At 45.0% G+C, this 22,348-nt stretch carries 22 protein-coding genes; 10 read left to right on the forward strand and 12 right to left on the reverse strand.

Annotated features, from left to right (window positions below; all coding sequences use genetic code 11):
- Positions 1-28 precede the first annotated feature (28 nt).
- Positions 29-1,243: a beta-ketoacyl-ACP synthase I gene (gene fabB, locus LSG37_RS11945; protein ID WP_233080084.1), complete on the reverse strand. Its 1,215-nt coding sequence runs from the start codon at positions 1,241-1,243 to the stop codon at positions 29-31.
- A gap of 165 nt (positions 1,244-1,408) precedes the next feature.
- On the opposite strand from fabB, the gene mnmC reads away from it, so the two are divergent.
- Genes mnmC through LSG37_RS11960 form a run of 3 tightly spaced genes read left to right on the forward strand, consistent with a single transcriptional unit; the run spans position 1,409 to position 4,295 of the window.
- Positions 1,409-3,253, forward strand: coding sequence for a bifunctional tRNA (5-methylaminomethyl-2-thiouridine)(34)-methyltransferase MnmC2/FAD-dependent 5-carboxymethylaminomethyl-2-thiouridine(34) oxidoreductase MnmC1 (gene mnmC / locus LSG37_RS11950; RefSeq protein ID WP_233080085.1), 1,845 nt, complete (start codon positions 1,409-1,411; stop codon positions 3,251-3,253).
- Between the two features lie 5 nt (positions 3,254-3,258).
- Positions 3,259-3,873, forward strand: a complete 615-nt coding sequence (locus LSG37_RS11955; RefSeq protein WP_233080086.1) for a response regulator — start codon at positions 3,259-3,261, stop codon at positions 3,871-3,873.
- On the forward strand, positions 3,858-4,295 hold the full coding sequence (locus tag LSG37_RS11960) for a response regulator (protein ID WP_233080087.1): 438 nt from the start codon (positions 3,858-3,860) through the stop codon (positions 4,293-4,295). Before LSG37_RS11955 ends, LSG37_RS11960 begins: the two co-directional genes overlap by 16 nt.
- 30 nt (positions 4,296-4,325) lie before the next feature.
- Here the strand turns inward: LSG37_RS11960 and LSG37_RS11965 are convergent, their stop codons facing one another.
- Positions 4,326-5,192, reverse strand: a complete 867-nt coding sequence (locus LSG37_RS11965) for an OmpA family protein (RefSeq protein WP_233080088.1) — start codon at positions 5,190-5,192, stop codon at positions 4,326-4,328.
- Positions 5,193-5,322: 130 nt separating this feature from the next.
- On the opposite strand from LSG37_RS11965, the gene rnt reads away from it, so the two are divergent.
- Positions 5,323-6,000 carry a ribonuclease T gene (gene rnt / locus LSG37_RS11970; RefSeq protein WP_233080089.1) on the forward strand — a complete coding sequence of 226 codons (678 nt, stop codon included), beginning with the start codon at positions 5,323-5,325 and terminating at the stop codon, positions 5,998-6,000.
- 75 nt (positions 6,001-6,075) lie between these two features.
- Here the strand turns inward: rnt and LSG37_RS11975 are convergent, their stop codons facing one another.
- Entirely contained in the window at positions 6,076-6,414 is a 339-nt protein-coding gene (locus LSG37_RS11975) for a Grx4 family monothiol glutaredoxin (protein WP_233080090.1), read from the reverse strand.
- 225 nt (positions 6,415-6,639) lie between these two features.
- Between LSG37_RS11975 and LSG37_RS11980 the strand changes: the two genes are divergently transcribed.
- The 4 genes from LSG37_RS11980 to LSG37_RS11995 all read left to right on the forward strand — a co-directional run bounded on the left by LSG37_RS11980 (position 6,640) and on the right by LSG37_RS11995 (position 12,193).
- Positions 6,640-7,224 carry a Fe-Mn family superoxide dismutase gene (locus LSG37_RS11980; RefSeq protein ID WP_233009457.1) on the forward strand — a complete coding sequence of 195 codons (585 nt, stop codon included), beginning with the start codon at positions 6,640-6,642 and terminating at the stop codon, positions 7,222-7,224.
- Between the two features lie 230 nt (positions 7,225-7,454).
- A complete protein-coding gene (locus LSG37_RS11985) occupies positions 7,455-9,377 on the forward strand; it encodes a PrkA family serine protein kinase (protein WP_233080091.1) in 1,923 nt (640 codons plus the stop codon).
- A 21-nt stretch (positions 9,378-9,398) separates the two neighbouring features.
- The gene (locus LSG37_RS11990; protein WP_233080092.1) at positions 9,399-10,667 is read left to right on the forward strand and encodes a YeaH/YhbH family protein; all 1,269 of its coding nucleotides are present in this window, start codon (positions 9,399-9,401) and stop codon (positions 10,665-10,667) included.
- Positions 10,668-10,690: 23 nt separating this feature from the next.
- On the forward strand, positions 10,691-12,193 hold the full coding sequence (locus LSG37_RS11995; protein WP_233080093.1) for a SpoVR family protein: 1,503 nt from the start codon (positions 10,691-10,693) through the stop codon (positions 12,191-12,193).
- 28 nt (positions 12,194-12,221) lie between these two features.
- Here LSG37_RS11995 and LSG37_RS12000 read toward each other — a convergent pair whose 3' ends face one another.
- Positions 12,222-13,178: a sensor domain-containing diguanylate cyclase gene (locus LSG37_RS12000; protein WP_233080094.1), complete on the reverse strand. Its 957-nt coding sequence runs from the start codon at positions 13,176-13,178 to the stop codon at positions 12,222-12,224.
- Complete coding sequence (locus tag LSG37_RS12005) at positions 13,179-14,210, reverse strand: response regulator (RefSeq protein WP_233080095.1); 1,032 nt, start codon at positions 14,208-14,210, stop codon at positions 13,179-13,181.
- A gap of 145 nt (positions 14,211-14,355) precedes the next feature.
- On the opposite strand from LSG37_RS12005, the gene tpx reads away from it, so the two are divergent.
- Positions 14,356-14,964, forward strand: coding sequence for a thiol peroxidase (gene tpx / locus LSG37_RS12010; RefSeq protein WP_233080096.1), 609 nt, complete (start codon positions 14,356-14,358; stop codon positions 14,962-14,964).
- Between the two features lie 154 nt (positions 14,965-15,118).
- Positions 15,119-15,601 carry an Hsp20 family protein gene (locus LSG37_RS12015; protein WP_233080097.1) on the forward strand — a complete coding sequence of 161 codons (483 nt, stop codon included), beginning with the start codon at positions 15,119-15,121 and terminating at the stop codon, positions 15,599-15,601.
- Here the strand turns inward: LSG37_RS12015 and LSG37_RS12020 are convergent.
- The 7 genes from LSG37_RS12020 to htpG form a co-directional block, all read right to left on the reverse strand.
- Positions 15,578-16,339: an alpha/beta fold hydrolase gene (locus LSG37_RS12020; protein WP_233080098.1), complete on the reverse strand. Its 762-nt coding sequence runs from the start codon at positions 16,337-16,339 to the stop codon at positions 15,578-15,580. The two genes, LSG37_RS12015 and LSG37_RS12020, sit on opposite strands and share 24 nt — an antisense overlap.
- A 3-nt stretch (positions 16,340-16,342) precedes the next feature.
- Positions 16,343-16,723 (reverse strand): MAPEG family protein, encoded by a 381-nt coding sequence (locus tag LSG37_RS12025; protein ID WP_233080099.1) that lies wholly within the window; start codon positions 16,721-16,723, stop codon positions 16,343-16,345.
- 149 nt (positions 16,724-16,872) lie between these two features.
- The gene (gene adk / locus LSG37_RS12030) at positions 16,873-17,517 is read right to left on the reverse strand and encodes an adenylate kinase (protein ID WP_233080100.1); all 645 of its coding nucleotides are present in this window, start codon (positions 17,515-17,517) and stop codon (positions 16,873-16,875) included.
- Between the two features lie 467 nt (positions 17,518-17,984).
- Positions 17,985-18,695: a DUF3379 family protein gene (locus tag LSG37_RS12035; RefSeq protein ID WP_233080101.1), complete on the reverse strand. Its 711-nt coding sequence runs from the start codon at positions 18,693-18,695 to the stop codon at positions 17,985-17,987.
- Positions 18,688-19,248, reverse strand: coding sequence for a sigma-70 family RNA polymerase sigma factor (locus LSG37_RS12040; RefSeq protein WP_233080102.1), 561 nt, complete (start codon positions 19,246-19,248; stop codon positions 18,688-18,690). Before LSG37_RS12040 ends, LSG37_RS12035 begins: the two co-directional genes overlap by 8 nt.
- An 89-nt stretch (positions 19,249-19,337) precedes the next feature.
- Entirely contained in the window at positions 19,338-19,979 is a 642-nt protein-coding gene (locus LSG37_RS12045) for an HvfX family Cu-binding RiPP maturation protein (RefSeq protein WP_233080103.1), read from the reverse strand.
- A 193-nt stretch (positions 19,980-20,172) separates the two neighbouring features.
- A complete protein-coding gene (htpG, locus tag LSG37_RS12050) occupies positions 20,173-22,104 on the reverse strand; it encodes a molecular chaperone HtpG (RefSeq protein ID WP_233080104.1) in 1,932 nt (643 codons plus the stop codon).
- Between the last annotated feature and the right edge of the window lie 244 nt (positions 22,105-22,348).

The raw sequence follows: 22,348 nt of genomic DNA on the forward strand, positions 1-22,348 counted from the left end.
AGGCAGCGTTTTTTTGACAGAGGAAAAATTAGCTCTGATATTTTTGCATCACTAAAGTGGCATTGGTACCACCAAAACCAAAGCTGTTGGACATCACAGTGGTCAATTTAGCTTCTGTCGCTTTAGTAACTATATTTAAACCAGCAGCAGCTTCGTCCAGCGTATTGATATTAATGGAAGGGGCAATAAAGTTATGCTCCATCATCAACAGTGAATAAATAGCTTCGTGCACACCAGCAGCACCTAAAGCATGACCTGTCATAGCTTTAGTGGCGCTGATAGCAGGAGATTTGCCACCAAAGACTTGCTGAATAGCGCCTAATTCTTTCACATCACCAACTGGCGTACTGGTACCGTGGGTATTGACGTAGTCGATTGGACCTTTGACGTCTTTCATCGCCATTTCCATACAACGTACAGCGCCCTCACCACTTGGTGCTACCATGTCGTAGCCATCTGAAGTTGCGCCGTAACCAACGATTTCAGCATAAATTTTAGCGCCACGTGCCAGCGCATGTTCCAGCTCTTCAACTACTAAAATACCGCCACCACCGCTGATCACAAAACCATCGCGGTCAGCGTCATAAGTACGGGATGCCAGTTCAGGCGTTTCATTGTATTTAGTCGATAAAGCGCCCATAGCGTCAAATTCCATCGCTAAGGTCCAGTGCACTTCTTCACCGCCACCGGCAAAAATAATGTCCTGTTTACCTAACTGGATAAGTTCCACTGCATGACCAATACAATGTGCACTGGTGGCGCAAGCTGAGCTGATAGAGTAGTTCACACCTTTGATTTCAAAAGGAGTGGCTAAACAAGCCGAACAGGTGCTCGACATAGTTTTAGGCACAGCGTAAGGGCCAACACGTTTCACGCCTTTTTCTCGTAAAGTGTCTGCAGCTTCAATTTGAGTTTTAGACGAAGCACCACCAGAACCTACCACTAAACCAGTGCGGAAATTCGACACTTGCTCTGGAGTTAAACCTGCATCTTCAATGGCTTGTTGCATAGAGATATAAGCATAAGCTGCTGCATCGCCCATAAAACGTAAGGCTTTGCGGTCGATTAATGCGGCGGTATCAATTTCAATCTGGCCCCAGACCTGTGATCTCAGGCCCATATCGGCAAATTCCTGAGACGCTTTAATACCAGAGCGTCCTGTTTTTAATGATTCCAGCACTTGCTGTTTATCATTACCAATGCTGGACACTATGCCTAACCCTGTGATCACTGCTCTTTTCATGCTTACTCCAAACAAAAAATCGGATGTCTTTTTATCATTGCGGCACATTGTACGGAGTTTCTTTTAGAAACTGGTCCGCTTTCAGCGCACAGTTGTACACTATTATCTATTTGTATTGCGGCTAAGTTACAATACCTTATTCTTTTTCGATAGGGTTTGACGTCCTTGCAACAAGCACAGGTTCACTATAACGACGCTGGCACACCGGTTTCCGACCTGTTTGGCGATATTTATTTTTCCGACAATGGCGGCCTCGACGAGACCGATTATGTGTTTTTGCATAAAAATCAGCTGCCTGAACGCTGGTTTACTCACTCGCGAGCTTTTTTCCATATCGCCGAAACTGGTTTTGGTACTGGTTTAAATTTTCTGCTGACCTGGTTGCGTTTTCGTCAGTACAAAACAGCGTCAACGACCTGTCAGCGTTTGTACTTTAGCAGTTTTGAAAAATACCCCCTGAGTAAAGCAGACTTAACCAAAGCTTTAGCGGCCTGGCCCCAACTGGCAGAACTGACCGCCTTATTAATACAGAGCTACCCTGTTGCTTTACCAGGCCCACATCGAATGACCTTTGATGACGGCGCTGTGGTGCTGGATTTATGGCTGGGTGATGTCAATGAACTACTGCCACAAGTGCCGGAACAGAACAAAGTCGATGCCTGGTTTTTAGATGGTTTTGCACCCAGTAAAAACCCGGATATGTGGCAACAAAATTTGTTTAACCAGATGTTCAGGTTGAGCCACAGCGGCACTACGGCCTCTACCTTTACCTGTGCAGGTTTTGTCCGTCGAGGTTTAAATGACGCAGGTTTTTCTGCCAAAAAAACCAAAGGCCATGGTCAAAAGCGTGAAATGTTGATTGCCAGTGCAGAACAGGCTGCCGAATTGAACTTAGATCAACCAGACAACATCACGGTTGTAGGCGCTGGTGTCGCAGGCATCAATGCGGCTTTTGCGTTATGGCAAAAAGGATTAAAAGTCCAATTGCTGTGTGCGGATGCAGAAGCGGGTATGGGTGCATCCCACAACCGTCAGGGAGCTGTGTACCCTAACCTGCATGCGACTTACGATCTGATGTCGTCTTTAAGTTGCCAGAGCTTTTTATATGCCAGACAGTTTTATGCTGGCTGGTTAGGTAAATTAGCAGTAGCAGCAGACTGGTGTGGTGTATTAACTTTGGCCTGCAATGACAATCTGACTAAACGCCAGCATAAAATCCAGCAGCAACCTTTTGCGTTAAGTGGCTTGTTTAGTAGCGTCACCAAAGAGCAGGCTTCAGAAATTGCAGGGCTGGCTTTGCCTTATGACGGCTTATTTTTTCCAACCGCAGGCTGGTTATGCCCACAACAGTATTGCCAGCAGATGGCACAATGGCTTGGCAGCCAAAGTGTCGACATTCACTACAACGCTCAAGTGCAAGCGATCACTCAACACGAACAGCATTGTATGCTGGAAACATCTGCCGGAACTTTGCATGCGAAAACAGTGGTTTTGGCAACAGGCGCACAATTAAATACTCTGGATCATCAGGAGTCCTTTCCGCTTCGACAAATTCGTGGTCAGGTCAGTCATCTGCAAAGCCAGAGGATGACGCCGCTAAAAACTGTGGTTTGTCATCAGGGTTATATCACCCCTGCTTATCAGCAGTTGCATTGTGTCGGAGCCACCTTTGATCGCAACAGTGGGCACAGTGAAGTGCTTGCTGGAGATGATCAACAAAACCTCGATTTAGTAAATCAGGCATTAGAGCAACCTGATTGGTTTGAGGACGTTGAAGTGATGTCAGCCAAAGCAGGTTTACGTGCCACAGTACCGGATCATATGCCTGTACTGGGTAAGCAAAAGCAGCTGTGGCGTTTTGGTGCTTTGGGTGCCCGGGGCTTAACCTGGGCACCTTTACTGGCAGAGGTTTTAGCTTGTCTGATTGCAAAAGAGCCGCTACCTTTAACAACACAACAACTGGATGGTATTGATATCCAAAGGTATCTTCACCAAAGCGCAGCGGAATAATTCAATTGAACTTACTTTTTGCTGAAGATGATGCACTACTGGCCCAACTCTTTATGCTACAGGCACAAAGTGTAGGTTATCAGGTATTTTGGGCAGAAAATGGCGATATTGCAGTGCAACAGGCATTAAGTTATCAATTTGATCTGATTTTTATGGATGTTCAGATGCCAGTGCTCGACGGCATCAGTGCGATGCAAATGCTGCGTCAGCTTGGATACGACAGACCTATTATTGCAATGTCCGCAGAAAAAGTCACAGATGCTGGTTTTGATCTGGCGTTAACAAAACCGCTGCACTGGGAACTGGTGCAGCACAAACTTGCGCAATTTGATGTTATTCCTCAGTTAACGCTAGAGATACCTCCTGAACTTAAAAATGCCTATGCAGCTCATGTCGAACAATCGCTGCATCAATTGCAAATGCTGGCAGATTCATCACAATGGGCTGATTTCTCAGCTATAGTGCATCAGTTAAAAGGCAGTGCTGGCAGCTTTGGTTTTGAAGAAATCAGTCAGCTCGCTGACCAGTTACAACAGACTTGGACTACCCTTTCAGAGCAACAAAAACCAGCGAGAGCAACCTATTTTCTAGAGCAATGCCAAGCATGCAAAATAAAATAAAAGTGCGTGATCAGAGAATCTTATTGGTTGACGATCTGGACTACAACAGACAGTTATTAAGACACAATCTGACGGCCTTATTTTCTCAGCACAATTTAAAGCACAAGGCCTTTAGCTATTTTCAGGCCCATAATGCTGCGTCCGCCCTGCTCACATTTAGTCAACAACAACCTGATCTGGTCTTCCTTGATATTGAATTACCGGACGGCTCCGGCATTGAACTGTTGAAACGCTTTAAACAGCAAAAGCCGGATTGTTTTGTTGTGATGGTCAGTGGTGTCAGTACACTGGACAATGTCAAAGCCAGTATAGCGGCAGGAGCGGCCTCTTTTGTCGTCAAACCTTTTAGCGCAGATAAAATTCTGGCTGTGTTAAAACAATTCGATCGTTATTTCGACAAAGTAGTAAACACAGCGGATTAATGCTGTGTTTTCATTAGCTGCCCTGAAAAATCAGGGCTTTTCCATTTGAATCACAACCCGACGGTTTTTGGCGCGGCCTAATGAGCTTTCATTTGAAGCCACATGGCGTTTCTCACCTAAACCTTCAGTGCGAATTCTGCTTTCTTCCAAACCAAAGCTAACCAGTTTGCTTTTGATTGAATCTGCACGTTTGATCGACAACTGTTCGTTCATCCAACGACCACCGTAAGAATCGCTATAAGCCTGAATATCTATACTTTCGATACTCTGATCATGCTTTAAATACTGTGCAATTTGCTCGAGGCGTTTTTTCGAGGCTTTGGTCAACTCGTCGCCACCCGACTCATAAGTCAACACAGTAAAAGCAATATCATCAAAGGTATAAGGCAACAATGCGCTGACGCATTGGGTAAATTGGTCCATAGCCCCAATAAAATGCACTGGATTCAGAGACACACTGACCTTGTCGTAAGGGCTGTACCAATCGGAGAAATAAAAGGTCGGACTATAGCCTTGTTCCAGTTCCGTCAGCATAATCCAACTTTCAGCTTTACCTAAATCACCATCAAACTGCTTCAGCATTTTCATACTGCTGATGGCTTTTGCCTGTTCACCCGGACGCCAGACCGGTGGTACTGACAAAACTTCAGCTAAAGCATAATGATCCGGCAGGCGCAGCATGCTTAGCTCAAACTGCATATTCAACTCTTTCCCGGCCATACTTCTAAAAAAAGCTTCACCAAAATGAGGGATCGGATGACTCAATTCGCACACTAAAGGCGAGTTTTGTTGTAAAGACCAGGTGGATTGGTCCAATGTAGCCGAATACTGACGCAATCCTGCTTCTGCCTGCGTAGCAGAAAGCAAAAACAGCACCAGCCAAAGCTTATATCGCATAGGTTTCCCTTTTTTCATCTCAACACTCGTTGTTTTTTCAACTTCAACCCAGACAAACAAGGTACTCAAACAAGACGCTTTGCAATTTCTTTGGCATAATACCTGCCAATCTTATCAGGACACAGGTCTTATGACTCAAGCTTTACATCCGTTAGCACAACGTTTTCGTGGCTACTTCCCTGTTGTTATCGACGTAGAAACCGCAGGCTTTAATGCAAAAACAGATGCATTGTTAGAAATCGCTGCAACTTTGTTGACTATAGACGAAAAAGGCATGCTTGTTCCAAGCCAAACTTTGCATTTTCATATTGAACCTTTTGAGGGTGCCAACATGGAAGCAAGCTCATTGGCTTTTAATGGTATAGACCCCTACAACCCGCTTCGTGGCGCCGTTTCAGAGCGAGAAGCCCTGACTGAAATTTGCCGTGCTGTACGTAAAGCTCAGAAGGATGCAGACTGCCAACGTGCTGTAGTCGTCGCTCATAATGCTGCTTTTGACCAAGGTTTTTTAAATGCAGCTATTGATCGAATTAAATTAAAACGCTCACCTTTTCACGCTTTTGTGTCTTTTGATACCACAACCTTGTCGGCATTGGCTTTAGGTCAGACCGTTTTAGCAAAAGCCTGTAAACAAGCAGGTATTGATTTTGATAACAAAGAAGCCCACAGCGCTTTGTATGACACAGAACGCACGGCTGAACTGTTTTGCTACATAGTCAACCGCTGGCATCAACTCGGCGGCTGGCCGCCACCTATGCTGATGGATGATTGTGAACCGGAAAAAAGTACCGAATCCGATCCGGCTTGATCGACCCGACTTTATGAATACAGATGTAGAAATACAAAAGGCAGCCTAGGCTGCCTTTTTGCTTCAAACGTAAAGTTACTCTGCGCTTTCGCTGCTGTGCTTAGCGGCAGTTTCATTAATTAACGGCTGCAATTCACCACGCTGGAACATTTCCAGAATAATGTCACAACCACCAATCAGCTCACCTTCCACCCATAACTGCGGGAAAGTTGGCCAGTTGGCATATTTTGGTAATTCAGCACGGATATCCGGGTTTTGCAGAATGTCGACAAACGCAAAAGGTTGGCCACATGCAATCAGGGCTTGAGAAGCCTGAGCTGAAAAACCGCAACTCGGGAATTTCGGCGAACCTTTCATATACAGAATGATTGGATTGTCAGCCAACTGTTGTTCAATTTTCTCAATGGTTTCCATCTTCAGCCTCTGGCACTACTGGGTTTAAAAATTTGTCTCATTTTACGCTGAGTTCGTTCATTTCGCACTTGAGATTTTACAAAGTGCCCCAAGAATATGGGGAGCAGACACTTGCATTGCAATAAGCTCAGGCTGTGAAATTTACGACTAAAACTTGAGTAATTTAGTCGGGTTTTGTAGTCTACGCGATGCAGACCCCATAAACAACGCCTACGGAGAACTACAATGGCTTTCGAATTACCAGCATTACCTTTCGCAAAAGACGCATTATTACCACACATCTCTCCTGAAACTCTGGATTATCACCACGGCAAACACCATAACGCCTATGTTGTGAAGCTGAATTCATTAGTTGAAGGTACTGAATTTGCCGGTAAGTCTTTAGAAGACATCATCCGTACTTCTCAGGGTCCGGTCTTTAACAACGCGGCTCAGATTTGGAACCACACCTTTTACTGGAACTGCTTATCACCAAATGGTGGCGGTGAACCAACTGGCGCTTTAGCTGCTGCAATTACTGCACAGTGGGGCTCTTTTGCTGCATTCCAGACTGCTTTTAATGACAAAGCAGTTAACAACTTCGGTTCAAGCTGGACCTGGTTAGTGAAAAAAGCGGACGGTTCTTTAGATATCGTCAACACCAGCAACGCTGGCACGCCACTGACTGACAGCTCAGTGACTGCACTGATGACTGTGGATCTGTGGGAACATGCCTACTACATCGATTTCCGCAATGCACGTCCAACTTACTTAAATGCCTTCTGGGCATTAATCAACTGGGAATTTGCTGCGAAAAACTTCGCTGCTTAATTTGCTGTTGTTGTAAATCCTCAAGCCCGGCTCGCCGGGCTTTTTCTTTGTCCCCAATTAAAAACCAGACTCTATCCAGGCTCAACTCTGCTGTTCTGTTCACTCATCGCTACAAAAAAAATTCATATTTTTCTGTGAATTAGTTGAGCGAAGCGCTTTTTTACTGTCTAACCTTACATCAGTGGCTTTATTTGCATTCAGTTCCCACAGACCAGTTTCGGAGGTGCACTATGGGCATTTTTGAGCACTACAAATCTAGATACGAAGCAGCCAAAGAAGAGGAATACAGCATTCAGGAATATCTGGAGCTGTGTAAAAAAGACAAAAGTTGTTATGCAAGCGCTGCCGAGCGTTTGTTAATGGCCATAGGTCAGCCTGAGCTGATTGACACAGCACAGGACTCTAAACTCAGCCGCCTGTTTTCCAATCGCGTTATTGGCCGTTATCCGGCTTTTGCCGAGTTTTATGGCATGGAGGATGCGATAGAACAAATTGTGTCCTACCTGAAACACTCAGCTCAGGGCCTGGAAGAGCGCAAACAAATTCTGTACCTGTTAGGCCCTGTAGGTGGCGGTAAATCATCCTTAGCTGAAAAGCTAAAATCGCTGATGCAGCAAGTGCCTGTCTATTACATTAAAGGTTCACCTGTTTACGACAGCCCTTTGTGTCTGTTTGATGTCAACGAAGATGGCAATATTCTGGAACAGGAATACGGCATCCCCAAACGTTACCTGAAAACCATTATGTCGCCCTGGGCCAGTAAACGCCTGCATGAATTCAACGGCGATATCAGCCAGTTTAAAGTGGTAAAAAAATACCCTTCTATTCTGGATCAAATCTGTATTGCTAAAACTGAGCCTGGAGATGAAAACAATCAGGACATAGCATCCTTGGTAGGTAAAGTGGATATCCGCCAGTTGGAGCATTTTGCTCAAAACGATCCGGATGCCTACGCCTATTCAGGCGCTTTATGCCGTGCCAATCAGGGCCTGATGGAGTTTGTTGAGATGTTTAAAGCGCCTATTAAAGTGCTGCATCCATTGTTAACTGCGACTCAGGAAGGTAATTACAACGGCACCGAAGGTTTAGCCGCCCTGCCCTTTGAAGGCATTATTCTGGCACACAGTAATGAGTCGGAATGGCAAACCTTTCGTAACAACAAAAACAACGAGGCCTTTTTAGACAGGGTCTATATTGTCAAAGTGCCTTATTGCCTGCGGGTGTCTGAAGAAGTCAAAATTTACGAAAAACTGCTGGAGCACAGTGAATTAAAAATCGCACCATGCTCTCCTGCGACTTTAACCTCGCTGGCACAATTTGCCGTGTTGTCGCGTTTAAAAGCACCAGAGAACTCCAGCTTGTATTCCAAAATGCGGGTGTATGATGGCGAAAGCTTAAAAGACACAGACCCTAAAGCGAAGTCTTACCAGGAGTACCGCGATTATGCTGGCGTAGACGAAGGCATGTCGGGCTTATCCACCCGCTTTGCCTTCAAAATTTTGTCGCGGGTGTTTAACTTTGACTCAACCGAAGTGGCCGCAAATCCTGTGCATTTGTTTTATGTGCTGGAGCAGCAAATAGAGCGGGAGCAATTCCCGTCCGATGTGTCAGAGCGTTATCTGGAGCATTTAAAAGGCTACTTAATTCCGAAATACATAGAGTTTATTGGCAAAGAAATTCAAACCGCTTATTTAGAATCCTACTCTGAATATGGCCAGAATATTTTTGACCGTTATGTCATTTATGCAGACTTCTGGATCCAGGATCAGGAATACCGTGACCCGGAAACCGGTCAGTTGTTTGACAGAGCTGCGCTGAATGCTGAGCTTGAGAAAATTGAAAAGCCGGCAGGCATCAGCAATCCAAAAGATTTCCGCAATGAAATCGTCAATTTTGTGCTGCGGGCCAAAGCCAAAAATAATGGCAAAAATCCAACCTGGACCAGCTATGAAAAACTTCGCACTGTGATAGAGAAAAAGATGTTCTCCAGCACCGAAGAGCTGTTGCCTGTGATTTCCTTTAATGCCAAAACCTCCACAGACGATCAGAAAAAACATGATGATTTTGTCGACCGGATGATGGAGAAAGGCTACACCCGTAAACAAGTGCGCTTACTGAGCGAGTGGTATTTACGGGTTCGCAAATCGCAGTAAGGTCAGAGCCTTGGAGGTTGTATGGCGCATTTTATTGACCGACGCTTAAATGGCAAAAACAAAAGTGCTGTCAACCGACAGCGCTTTATTCGCCGCTACAAGCAGCAAATTAAACAAGCTGTGTCCGATGCCATCAGCAAACGCAGTGTCACTGATATCAACAACGGTGAAAAAGTCTCTATTCCCGGCAAAGACATTACCGAACCTTTTTTCCATCAAGGTCAGGGCGGCCACAGAGAGCGGGTGCATCCGGGCAATGACCAATTCAGCCCAGGCGATAAAATCAAACGACCTCAAGGCGGACAAGGCGGTGGTTCAGGTCAGGGCGATGCTAGTGCAGATGGTGAAGGTGAAGACGAGTTTGTATTTTCGATTTCTAAAGACGAATACCTGGATTTGTTGTTTGAAGATTTAGAACTGCCCAATTTGAAAAAAAACCAGTTAGATAAGCTGGTGCAGTACAAAAATGTGCGGGCTGGTTTTCGCTCTGAAGGCGTGCCGACCAATATTGATATAGTGCGATCACTGCAAGGCTCACTCGCCCGCCGTGTCGCTATGACAGCAGGCAAAAAACGCGAATTGCATGAACTGGAGGCCAAATTAGCCTTAGTCGAAGCAGAGCCAGTGCCGGACCAGCATCAACTAATGGCACTGCGCGAACAAATTGAGCTGCTTGAAAAACGAATAGGTGCAGTACCTTTTATCGACAGCTTTGATTTACGCTTTCGCAATTTTCAGAAGCGCCCTGAACCAACCAGTAAGGCGGTGATGTTTTGCCTGATGGATGTGTCGGGTTCTATGGATCAGGCGACCAAGGACATGGCCAAACGTTTTTATATTCTGCTCTATATGTTTTTAAGCCGCAGCTATAAAAATGTCGAAGTAGTCTATATCCGCCACCATACCCAGGCCAAGGAAGTAGACGAACAAGAGTTTTTTTATTCACAAGAAACAGGCGGCACTATAGTGTCCAGTGCGCTAAAAATGATGGCCGATATTGTCAAAGACAGATATGACCCGGCCGAGTGGAATATCTACGCAGCTCAGGCCTCAGACGGCGATAACTGGGCCGATGACAGCCCGCAATGCGCCGATTTACTGGCACAACAAATTTTGCCTTTTGTGCGTTATTACGCCTATATCGAAATCACGCCACGCCCCCACCAAAGCCTGTGGCTGGAGTACGAAAAATTGCAGCAAAGTTTTGATAACTTTGCCATTCAGCCGATACGGCAAGTAGCAGACATCTATCCTGTGTTTCGCGAACTTTTCAAAAAACAGGCCGCTTAGCTACTGACTTCAGGGAGTTGCTTATGTCTTCTGTTGAACAAAAACAACCTTTATCCGACGGCCCGGACTGGAGCTTTGAATTATTAGGCCAGTATCAGGCAGAAATTGAACGGGTCGCCAAACTATACAAACTGGACACCTACCCCAACCAGATTGAAGTCATTACGGCCGAACAAATGATGGATGCCTATTCCAGTGTCGGCATGCCTATTGGTTATAACCACTGGTCCTATGGCAAAAAATTTATTCAAACCGAACAAAACTACAAACGTGGTTTTATGGGGCTGGCGTATGAGATTGTCATTAACTCCAACCCCTGTATTGCGTATCTGATGGAAGAAAACACTATGACAATGCAGGCGCTGGTGATGGCGCATGCCTGTTATGGCCACAACTCTTTTTTTAAAAACAATTACTTATTTCGTACCTGGACCGATGCATCATCCATTATCGATTATCTGGTATTTGCCAAGCAGTACTTAAGTCACTGCGAAGAAAAATACGGCATCAGCGAAGTGGAAGATATGCTGGATTCCTGCCATGCGCTGATGAATTACGGCGTCGACAGATACAAAAGGCCACAAAAAATTTCGATGGATGAAGAGCAAAAACGCCAGAAAGACCGTGAAGCTTACCTGCAGTCTCAGGTGAATCAGCTGTGGAAAACCATTCCGAATAAAGGCGATTTATCGGCAGAGCATGAGTACCGTTTTCCATCTGAACCCCAGGAAAACATTTTGTACTTTATTGAAAAAAATGCCCCACTACTCAAACCCTGGCAACGTGAAGTAGTGCGTATAGTGCGGAAAATTTCGCAGTACTTTTATCCACAAAAACAAACCCAGGTGATGAATGAAGGCTGGGCGACCTTCTGGCATTACACTATTTTGCAGCATCTGTATCAGGAGAATCTGGTGACGGATAAATTCATTCTGGAAGTGCTGCATAACCACACCAATGTAGTGTTTCAGCCTGAATACAACAGCAAGTATTATTCAGGTATTAACCCTTATGCGTTGGGTTACGCCATGTTTACCGACTTGCGCCGTATTTGCGAGCAACCGACTGAAGAAGACAAAGAATGGTTTCCGGATATTGCAGGCTCGGATTGGCTGGAAACTTTGCATTTTGCCATGCAGAATTTTAAAGATGAGAGTTTTATCAGCCAGTATTTATCGCCAAAAATTATCCGTGATTTTCATTTGTTTGCCATTACAGATGATGACAAAGAAAGCACGCTGGAAGTAGCTGCCATTCATAACGCTGAAGGCTACCAGCAAATCCGCCAGACTTTGTCGGCTCAATACAATTTAAGCAATATTGAACCTAACATTCAGGTGTACAGCGCGGATATCACAGGGGATCGCAGCTTAACCTTGAGATTTATTCCTAACAAACGTATTCCACTGGCAGATAATTTCCAACAGGTACTGAAGCATGTACACCGGCTTTGGGGCTTTAATGTGCAACTGGAGCAACTAAACGATGATGGTAGCGTAAAACTATTAGGTAGCTGCCCGCTTTAGATTCTAAAGATGCAGGGCAGCTGTGGTTTTATTCAGCTTTAGTAATGCAGTTACGCCCTGCCGCCTTGGATTGATACAAAGCCTTATCCGCAGCTTCCAGCCAGTCACGATACTCGCCCATATCTGGGTTGTGTTCGGCCACGCCAATACTAACGGTCACCCTCAATATTTGCTGATTGTATTCCACCGCCATAGCTTCAACATTTTTGCGCAGCCGTTCGGCAAAAAACATCGCTTGATCCACTGTAGTATCAAGCAACAACACGGCAAACTCTTCACCGCCATAGCGGCCAGCCACATCAGTGCTGCGCAGATTTTTTTTCACAGCCGCCGCAACCTGTTGGATCACTGCATCACCAGCAGCATGGCCGTAGGTATCATTCACCCGCTTAAAGTGATCGATATCGCACATCAGTAAAGTACTGTGATGGCCGCTGCGTTTGATGCGTTTGTATTCATTAATCAGCGCCTCTTCCCAGAAGCCTCTGTTATTTAAGCTGGTCAGGAAGTCGGTTTTGGATAAAGTGCGTAACTGTCCATTCATCGACTCCAGCTCTAGCCTGCTGACAGCAACGTCTGTGACGTCATAAATAATAAGACAAAGGTGAGTGACTTTGCCCATAGTATCGCTCAGCGGAAATATGGTGCTGTTTTGATACATATATTCAGCAGAACCTGTAATAGGCCGGTAGTTACGGAATTTAAAAATATAAGGCCGCTGCTCCCAAATGGTGAAAGCGCGGTTCTTCAGTAAAATCACCGGATCACATTTGCGTCTTAGCCAGTCTTCATCAATTTCGGAGAATAAATCAAACAGATATCTGTCGCGCACCTGACGGGGCGTGAGGCCACTGTGGTTCTCCATAAAGCCGTTCCACACCTGAATGCGGTAATCAGCAGATAACACCACCAGACCAACGTCAACCGTTTGGAACATGTCCATTAACCAGTGGATTTCGGATACATCTACGTTGTTTTGTGACATTTAATCTTCCAGAAGGAATTCGACTTTATAATTCAGCGTTTTTATACTGTCTTCGGTAAACAACAGTAACAAATCGCAGCTGATATTATAGTTTTCAATACCATAGCTTATTTCTATCGCTAAAGTACGACGCCAGCGTCTGGCATTTGCCTTAATCAACTCACTCACAGGAGCATGCTGGCCTAACACCACAGGATGGCCCTGACTAAAGGTCATATCAATTTGTTCAGACAGACCTTTTAATACAGCGCCGATCAGAATATTGGCGATGTCCATCAACAGCTCAAGCTCCACCTTAGTGGTCAGCTCGCCGTCGTATTGCATCAATCTGGCTATATCGACAAAACTGGAGTCATTTAAAATCAGCAGTGCCTCGCCTGCAACACCGCCGCCAATAAAACCCTGACAAACAGCAGAGGTATTTTCCTTTTGTTCGACAGAGGCTATAGCCATATGCAGTTCGCTGACTTCAATCACATTGACATTAGGAATAGGTAGTTTGACAAATACGTTCAACAGACGTGCTAGTAAGTCACCAGCCTGACCCATAGCCACGTTACTTAATTCCTGAAACACATCACGTAAATCGTTCGACAGCACAAAAGAGCCGGTGTTTTTGACTGCAGATACTTTAGGTTCAGTTTTGGCTTGTTCCTGTTGCTGCACAGTTTTTTGTTCAACCAGCCCCAACACATGATTCAGCTTTTGTTGATCCACAGGTTTTTTAATAAAATCTAAAGCACCATAAGATAGAACCCGCTCGCGGGCTTCCGGTTGAATGTCGCCGGATACCACTATGGTTTTCACTGGGATCTGTTGCTGTTGAATGGCGGCAAGCACCTGGTAACCATCCAGAACAGGCATGTTTAAATCGAGGAAAAGTAAATCGATAGGCTGACGCTGTAAAATGTCTAAAGCTTCACCACCATGACCAGCAAACTGGACATTCTGCTGCCACTCTGCTGGTAAAGCTCTTGCCATTTGTTTACGTGCAAGGTTGGAATCGTCACATATCAAAACTGCTGCTACCATTTACGGCTCACTTCACGTATTGTTATTTTCCAGTGTAGTCAGAAAGATGGCTCTGCGCTAACCCTGTGTAGTATCTGACAAAAAATAACCAACACCTACTATTTTTTTCACTTTCAGTCCTATTACCAATCTCGGAGACAAAACGATGTCATTAAATTTGATAAAAACGATCATTTGTTGTCTGACCATAAGCCCTGCTGTCTGGGCTATTGATTTAAATGCACAATTACCAAGCCGTTTATCCGAAGTAAAAGCAGGCAATAAAGCTGTTGAATTACAAGGTAATCCTGTGCAACTGCAACAACAGGCACCGGATTTCAAGGTTGTCGACGATAAATTCAAAACAATTCAGTTAAGTGATTTTAAGGGCAAAACTGTATTGATCAGCGTAGTGCCTAGTGTGGACACCGGCATTTGTTCACTGCAAACCAAAAGATTTAATCAGGAAGTCAGCAAGGTATCAGAGGATGTGGTGATGATGACTATATCCACCGACTTGCCATTTGCCCAAAAACGCTATTGTGCACAGGAGAAAGTTGATCAATTACTGGTATTGTCAGACGCAGTCTGGCGTGATTTTGGCAGCAACTACGGCCTGTTGATCAAAGACATGGGCATTCTGGCGCGCGCAGTGTTAATTATTGATGCTAAAGGTAATCTGGCTTATCAGCAGTTAGTTCCAGTTCTGGCACAAGAGCCAGATTATGCTCATAGCATGGCCGCTCTTGCGCAAATTACCGGCAAAAAATCTTAATTTTTTGCTTAGTCCTCTCTTGAAAATTCTCTAAGCGCACTTATCTATACAGCAGGTGGCCATCCGGCACCTGCTATTTCCCTGACAGGAAATAAAACCAATTGCTCGTTCATTTGAAGAGCAGAATAGATTAATTGCCTTAGAGGATTTGATGATGAACACTTTAGATTTCACCCCGTTTTACCGCTCATTTATTGGTTTTGATCATTTGGCTAACCTGATGGATGCCGCTGCCCGCAATGAAAAGCAGCCTGCTTATCCACCTTACAATATTGAGGTGACAGGCGAGGATCAGTACCGTATTACCATGGCTATCGCTGGTTTTGATGAAGCTGAACTATCGATAGAGACCGAACATAACAACTTAGTAGTGCGTGGTCAGAAGGCTGATAAAACCGAAGGACGCCGCTTCCTGCATCAGGGCATAGCAGAGCGTAACTTTGAGCGTAAGTTCCAGCTGTCTGATTATATAAAAGTAACAGGCGCTCAGATGAGCCATGGCCTGCTGCATATTGAACTGGTGCGTGAAGTACCGGAAGCATTAAAACCACGCAAAATCAGCATCAATCAACAACCAACAGTAAAAGTAGTACCACAACTGCTGGATGAAAGTTTAGCTCAGGTTAGTAATGGCTAAACGCTGAATAAACTCAAGCAGAACAGAGTTGACCAGTTCTGCATCTGTAACGGGCCCCATGTGGCCCGTTTTTACTTTCTGAAACTCAACAGAAGGCAAAGCGCCAGCCAGCATTGTTGCCAAACGTTGTGCTGATAATTGGCTTTGCTCACCACTAAGCAACAGTACAGGGCAGTGAATAGCTGTAGCGTAGTCGGTAAGTGTTGCAGGTTCTCCACTTAAGGCTTCAAAATCAGCAGCTACTTTGCCTACCTGCCCTGTTAGTTTCTGCTGCATGACATCTGGTAAATTGGCGAAATAGCCGTCGCCTTGCCAGTAGTCGATAAAAAGCGCTGCTGCTTCTTTTGCACTGACATGCAACATCTGCATGCTTAACTGTTGCACCTGCTGATACAAAGCTGGCTCTGTGGTTTTTAACAGATGAAAAGCCACGGGTTCAAACAGGAGCACGGCTTTAAAGAGTTCAGGCCGAGTTCTGGCCATATGCAAAGCCACAGCACCACCGAAAGAATGACCAATCAAAATCACCGAACCTGCAGGCTTTCCTTCCAGCAAAGGCCATAGCTGCTTAGCTTCATCAGCAAGTTGCATAGGCCGCGGGTAGCTGGCGGTGTTATTGCCGTAATTCATCAGATCCGGGTTCAGAACTTCATAATCTGCTTTCAAAGCGTTTTTAAGACTCTGCCATTGTCTCCCGCTGGATAGAGAGCTATGCAACATCAGTACTGTGGTTTGCATTTATCACTTCATCAGTAAAAATACAGCACCAACAATAAGCGCAGCGAAAGTTGAGAGCATACCTACAAATCGTGGCACTGAAGTACCGCTGCTCTGCCATAAGCCAACTGCATGCAACACACGACCAGCTAAAGTTAAACCAGCCACCAAATGCAATTGCCAAACCGGGCTCTGCTGTAGTTCCAGCAAGGCCACTAATATCAGCAACAATGGCACATACTCGGCAAAGTTACCGTGCATCCGCACTGTTTGTAACAGCTGGGGCTCTTTGCCTGTACCAAGACCAACACGGCACTTAAATCGTTGCCGTATCACCAGTATCGCCAAAACCACATAGATCAAAGCCAGAATGGCGGCATAAAAAGATGTAATAGTTAAATTCACAATTACCAACCCTGAAGTTGCTGCAGAACTATAGAATGAAATAGTCTGCGGATGAAACTGAAGCTCATTGAATTGTTAAATCCGCAGAAATTGCTACAGGATCTAATAAAAAGCCCACTCTAGGTGGGCTTCGATGAAACGGCTGTGGCTTAACCTAATAACGCCTCAAGTTTTGCACTGACTTGCTCAACTGGCAAAGTACCTACCATATGGTGGTATTGAGTGCGGCCCTGTTCGGCTTCTTTACGGTAATAACCCACCAGCAGTTCAGTTTGCTCGTGATAAATACCTAAACGCTTACGCACGGTTTCTTCTTTGTCGTCTTCACGGATCACTAAATCTTCACCGGTCAAATCATCTTTACCTTCCACTTTTGGTGGATTGTAACTGACATGGTAGACACGACCTGAAGCTGGGTGCACACGACGGCCACTCATACGCTCAACAATCACATCATCCGGCACATCAAACTCAATCACATGATCAACAACCACACCATTGGCTTTCATGGCGTCAGCTTGTGGAATAGTGCGTGGGAAACCATCCAATAAGAAGCCTTTGGCACAGTCTTCTTTACTGATACGCTCTTTCACTAAACCAATAATTAAATCGTCAGACACCAGCTGACCAGCATCCATCACTTGCTTAGCAGCCATACCTAAAGCACTGCCCTCTTTGATGGCTGCACGCAGCATGTCACCAGTCGAAATTTGTGGGATCCCATACTTGTTCATCAGAAACTGCGCCTGAGTTCCTTTACCAGCACCCGGGGCACCCAACAAAATAATACGCATACAAAGATCCTCAATTAACCAGGGATTGATCCATTTGTTATAAGGGATGAATCTTTACATAATGTGCATCATCAGACAAGGAATTTGTCTGCTTGTCTTACCTGATCAGCCCAAGTCAAGCCTACTTTGGTAGGATAACTTGCTACAACAGCCTATTGAGGCATCTATAGAGCGGAAATAGGGCTGACAGGCAGAAAAGTCGAATAAAGACAGTAAGCTATTCGACTAAGGTAGTGCATATTTACTAGGTTTCAGCGTAATAGCGGCTATAAAGCTCTTGAGGTTAAATTGTATAAACGGTCAAATAACAACCAGCACATTTATTGATTAAGTATTTGATTTAAATAAGATTAAATAAGTTTTCACACTTAATGAATTCAGCAGAATTGATTGAGATCAATAAAACAAAGAATTTTATAAAGAAAGGCTTCGGAAGCACATAAAACATTCCGAAGCCCTGCTTTTGCTCAGGCTTTAAATTGCAGGTGTTGAAGCAGTTGCTGCTCGCCCTGTCGTAACACTTCAGCTTTATCACTCACCATCACCAGAATAGCTTTATGGCTGTTAATGCTACGCCCCTGGTATTTATCATCATGAAACTCTGCTTCAAAATCTAATGAGTTTTGTTTTGGCACCACAAAAACAGTCATCAGCCCCTGATCTGTGTCCAGCACCAGATGCAAAGAACGGGTGCCACGGAAGTTACAGAAGTTAGCATAAACCACAGCATGGCCATTTTCAGCAAGACTGGCGTCAAACTCAGCCAGCTTGGCATTTACATCGGATAAAGACAAAGCCGTGGTCATATGCTGCATATAAGGCTCTTCGTGGTAAACATGAGCCAGCGAATTTTCCCCCAGGCTTTGCGAGCCATATAAGAAAAACGACCAGTTCAGCGCAAAACCCGCTAAAAACGCCACTGAAGCCGCTAAAGCAATCAAATTCTGATAAAAGCGCTTTTGTTGTTGCTGCTTGTGTTTGTGCTGCTGCATCAACAAGGTATTTTCCAGCGCTTTTGGCACCGACGGGCTTAACAGCTGCTTGATGTGTTGATCCAGCTCCAGTATATCCTGATGAAACTGCTGACTATCCGGGTCCTGCTGCAACTGCTGCAGTTGTTCAGGCGTCAAATGATAGGGATCAGTCAGCAAACGACGACGAACTTCTAACTCATCCATTTTTTTGCTCCCTGACGCTTTCATGGTTTAATAAATCCCGTAACTGTTTACGGGCGCGGAATAAACGGGTGTTCACTGTATTGAGATTCAGAGACAATAGTTGTGCTATTTCATCTCCGCTGAAACCGCCAATAATTTGTAAAATCAACGGCTCACTGTATTCAGGTTCAAGACTCTCAATTTGTTTTAGCAACTGCTGCTGTGAGTACAATTGTTCAGGGCTCACCTGATGTTCGTCCAGCAGTAAATCTTGCTCTACCTCCTGATACTGAAACTGTTTACGTTCAAAACGTCGGGCATTTTCATTGCGTAAAATAGTAAATAACCAGGCTTTGGCAGACGCTTCACTTTGTAGTAAATCAATACTTTTCCAGGCGCGTAAATAAGTGTCCTGCACCAAATCTTCAGCAATATCCGGGCTTCGACAAATCCAGCAGCTGTAGCGGTATAAATCTGCATGATACAAACGCACCAGCTGCATATAGCTATGCTGGCGCTGTTCTTTTTCCGACGTCTGCTTTTTTGTAGCCGTTTTATCAGTTGACCACCACATTAGTTTTTTTGTCCTTGTAGGCAAGAGCACCGTCTCCGGTTTTGTTTCCGGTTGCGGCTGTTCACTATAGGACATGGAGCGAAGAAAACTCAAGACTCAACCTCCTCTGCAGTGAGCACTCTAATAACTCTGCGACTGAGCCAATAATCCAGACTTAACCAGCGCCCAGATCCATATATAACTAACAGTAATAACATCACAAAGTAAGTAGCAGCAAACTCGATACCGTTATTTAACACCACCAGTTTGCCACTGGAGATAAGCCAGTCGTAATCAGGTTGTTGCTGCAAAATTTCATTGGCTTTGGCAAGTTTATCTGGCACTGCCATCACAGCTTCATTGGTGAAAATAGTGCCGTCGGCCAGCCAGCTCGACGCATCAGCAATAGCCAGCCAGCCGTTTTTTGCATGCACAGTCAGCATAGCCACCAACATGGTAATACTTAGCCCAAACGCAGTCAGTCGGGTGAATAAACCGAACAGCAACGCAAGACCACCGCCGAGCTCTAACAGAATCACAAGAGACAACATCAGTGCAGGAGCCGGTAAACCTAAACCCCAATCAGGATTGGCGAACCAGCTTAAGGTACTGTCAAAGTTTTGCAGTTTAGTCCAGCCCGCCTGCATCATCACAGGAGTTAAATACAACCGCAGCAATAACAATGGAATAAAGTCCAGTTGCTGTAATTGGCTCACTCGTTTTTGATAAAAGAGAATACTTTGTTGTATCACAACCAGGCTCCGCATCATGCCGTTGTGACAAGAGACAGGGGAATAGCGGGAAATCTTTCCTTTGTGTATAAAAAATTACCCGGAGCAATTTTTAACAACGCCAAGCGTTGGCCCGGCAGGGTGAGCGCCATGGATGGCTGCGAATAAAAAAGCCCCTGCATATGCAGAGGCTTCTGATGACTCAGAGTAAAACTTATGCTTTTTTCGATAAATCCAGCAGCAGCGCGTTTAAGCGGCTGACAAAAGTTGCAGGATTTTTCAAGCTACCGCGTTCAGCTAACAAGGCCTGATCAAACAAGACTTCAGCCCATTGCTTAAACTGTGTTTCGTCCTGCACATCGGCAATATGTTTCACCAGTGCATGATCCGGGTTCAGTTCAAAAATAGGTTTCACATCCGGCACTTTCTGGCCAACAGATTCCATCAGCTTCATCATCTGCGTGCTCATATCAAACTCGTCAGTGACAATACAAGCCGGGCTGTCGGTTAAACGGTGACTGGTTTTCACGGCTTTGACCTGATCACCTAAAGCTGTTTTAAAACGTTCAGTCACAGCAGCAAATTGTTTTTCTGTTTCTTCCTGAGCTTTTTTAGTTTCTTCGTCATCCAGCTTGCTGATATCCAGACCACCTTTGGCGATAGAACGCAGCTTTTTGCCTTCAAAATCAGTCAGGTGTTGCATTAACCACTCGTCAACACGATCGGATAACAACAGCACTTCAATGCCTTTTTTACGCAACACTTCTAAATGTGGGCTGTGCTTAGCGGCCTCAAAGCTGTCGGCAACGATAAAATAAATTTCGTCCTGACCTTCTTTCATCCGGCTGACATAAGCCTCTAAGCTGACCGTCTGATCGGCATTGTCGTTATGAGTAGAGGCAAAACGCAGCAGCTTCGCTATGCTTTCTTTGTTGCCAACATCTTCAGCCGGGCCTTCTTTCATCACTTGACCAAACTCGTTCCAGAAGGTCTGGTACTCGCTCTGATCTTCAGCTTTGGCCATTTTCTCCAGCATTTTTAAGACGCGAGACGTACAACCTTTGCGTAAGCTTTGCGTCACTTTGGTATCCTGCAGAATTTCACGGGACACGTTCAGCGGTAAATCACTGGAATCCAACACACCTTTGATAAAGCGCAGGTAACTTGGCATAAACTGTTCAGCGTCATCCATAATAAATACACGCTGCACATACAATTTTAAGCCATGACGGGCTTCACGGTTCCACATATCAAAAGGTGCTTTTTTCGGCACAAACAATAAACTGGTGTAGTTGGTATTGCCTTCGACTTTGTTGTGAGTCCAGCTTAATGGCTCACTCCAGTCGTGCGAAATATGCTTGTAGAATTCCTGATATTCATTTTCAGTGACTTCAGACTTATCACGCATCCACAGTGCTGTGGCTTTGTTGACGGCTTTCCAGAATCCTTCAGTGGCAGGGATTTTTTCGCCCTCTTCACCGTCCTGCTCTGGTGTACCTTCCTGATACATTTCCACAGGAATGCTGATATGGTCAGAGTATTTAGTGACAATAGACTCAACTTTCCACTGACTTAAAAATTCAGTTTCGTCGTCACGTAAATGCAAAATAATTTCTGTACCACGGCTAGGTTTGACGATAGGAGTAATAGTGTACTCACCCTCACCTGTCGATTCCCACTCAACAGCAGAATCAGCTGGCGCACCGGCTTTACGGGTTTTGACCGTCACTTTGTCAGCCACAATAAAAGCAGAGTAGAAACCGACACCAAACTGACCAATCAGTTGAGAGTCTTTGCTTTGATCGCCTGAGAGCTGACCAAAAAATTCCTTAGTGCCGGATTTCGCGATAGTGCCTAAATGGCTAATCACTTCATCCTGCGTCATACCAATACCGTTGTCGCTGATGCTAATGGTTTTAGCGGCTTCATCCAGGCTGATACGGACTCTTAACTCGCCATCATTGTCATACAGGCTGCTGTCTGACAAGGCTAAAAAGCGCAGTTTATCAGCCGCGTCTGAAGCGTTGGATACCAGCTCGCGCAGGAAAATTTCTTTATTGGAATACAGCGAATGGATCATCAGCTGCAGAAGTTGTTTGACCTCGGCCTGAAAGCCGTGCTTTTGTTTTTGTACTGTTTCAGTCATATACAGCTCCTTATCTTTCGTGGAATGACTTTAAATGCAAGGGCGTAGCGCCTTTCGAATTGTGCTGGCAAGGATATGGGTTTAATACCCACAAATATCAAGGGGGCAATAACGGCAAAACTCAGAACAAAATGGAGGATCAGGCAATTGGAGAAAGAATAAGCAAAGCTACCAGCTTCAAAGACGAAGGTCCTGAGCAAAAGCATTGGAGCTAGAGCGCGGCGGAATTGTAGGGGCGTGGTTT

The sequence above is a fragment of the Rheinheimera soli genome, from assembly GCF_021290985.1.
GTDB classification, from domain to species: domain Bacteria; phylum Pseudomonadota; class Gammaproteobacteria; order Enterobacterales; family Alteromonadaceae; genus Pararheinheimera; species Pararheinheimera soli.

Excerpts from the sequence above, each read along its gene's own strand:
- fabB (WP_233080084.1), bottom strand. The coding sequence starts at position 1,243 with ATGAAAAGAGCAGTGATCACAGGGTTAGGCATAGTGTCCAGCATTGGT.
- LSG37_RS11960 (WP_233080087.1), top strand. The coding sequence starts at position 3,858 with ATGCAAAATAAAATAAAAGTGCGTGATCAGAGAATCTTATTGGTTGAC.
- LSG37_RS11965 (WP_233080088.1), bottom strand. The coding sequence starts at position 5,192 with ATGCGATATAAGCTTTGGCTGGTGCTGTTTTTGCTTTCTGCTACGCAG.
- rnt (WP_233080089.1), top strand. The coding sequence starts at position 5,323 with ATGACTCAAGCTTTACATCCGTTAGCACAACGTTTTCGTGGCTACTTC.
- LSG37_RS11975 (WP_233080090.1), bottom strand. The coding sequence starts at position 6,414 with ATGGAAACCATTGAGAAAATTGAACAACAGTTGGCTGACAATCCAATC.
- LSG37_RS11980 (WP_233009457.1), top strand. The coding sequence starts at position 6,640 with ATGGCTTTCGAATTACCAGCATTACCTTTCGCAAAAGACGCATTATTA.
- LSG37_RS11985 (WP_233080091.1), top strand. The coding sequence starts at position 7,455 with ATGGGCATTTTTGAGCACTACAAATCTAGATACGAAGCAGCCAAAGAA.
- LSG37_RS11990 (WP_233080092.1), top strand. The coding sequence starts at position 9,399 with ATGGCGCATTTTATTGACCGACGCTTAAATGGCAAAAACAAAAGTGCT.
- LSG37_RS11995 (WP_233080093.1), top strand. The coding sequence starts at position 10,691 with ATGTCTTCTGTTGAACAAAAACAACCTTTATCCGACGGCCCGGACTGG.
- LSG37_RS12000 (WP_233080094.1), bottom strand. The coding sequence starts at position 13,178 with ATGTCACAAAACAACGTAGATGTATCCGAAATCCACTGGTTAATGGAC.
- LSG37_RS12005 (WP_233080095.1), bottom strand. The coding sequence starts at position 14,210 with ATGGTAGCAGCAGTTTTGATATGTGACGATTCCAACCTTGCACGTAAA.
- tpx (WP_233080096.1), top strand. The coding sequence starts at position 14,356 with ATGTCATTAAATTTGATAAAAACGATCATTTGTTGTCTGACCATAAGC.
- LSG37_RS12015 (WP_233080097.1), top strand. The coding sequence starts at position 15,119 with ATGAACACTTTAGATTTCACCCCGTTTTACCGCTCATTTATTGGTTTT.
- LSG37_RS12020 (WP_233080098.1), bottom strand. The coding sequence starts at position 16,339 with ATGCAAACCACAGTACTGATGTTGCATAGCTCTCTATCCAGCGGGAGA.
- adk (WP_233080100.1), bottom strand. The coding sequence starts at position 17,517 with ATGCGTATTATTTTGTTGGGTGCCCCGGGTGCTGGTAAAGGAACTCAG.
- LSG37_RS12035 (WP_233080101.1), bottom strand. The coding sequence starts at position 18,695 with ATGGATGAGTTAGAAGTTCGTCGTCGTTTGCTGACTGATCCCTATCAT.
- LSG37_RS12040 (WP_233080102.1), bottom strand. The coding sequence starts at position 19,248 with ATGTGGTGGTCAACTGATAAAACGGCTACAAAAAAGCAGACGTCGGAA.
- htpG (WP_233080104.1), bottom strand. The coding sequence starts at position 22,104 with ATGACTGAAACAGTACAAAAACAAAAGCACGGCTTTCAGGCCGAGGTC.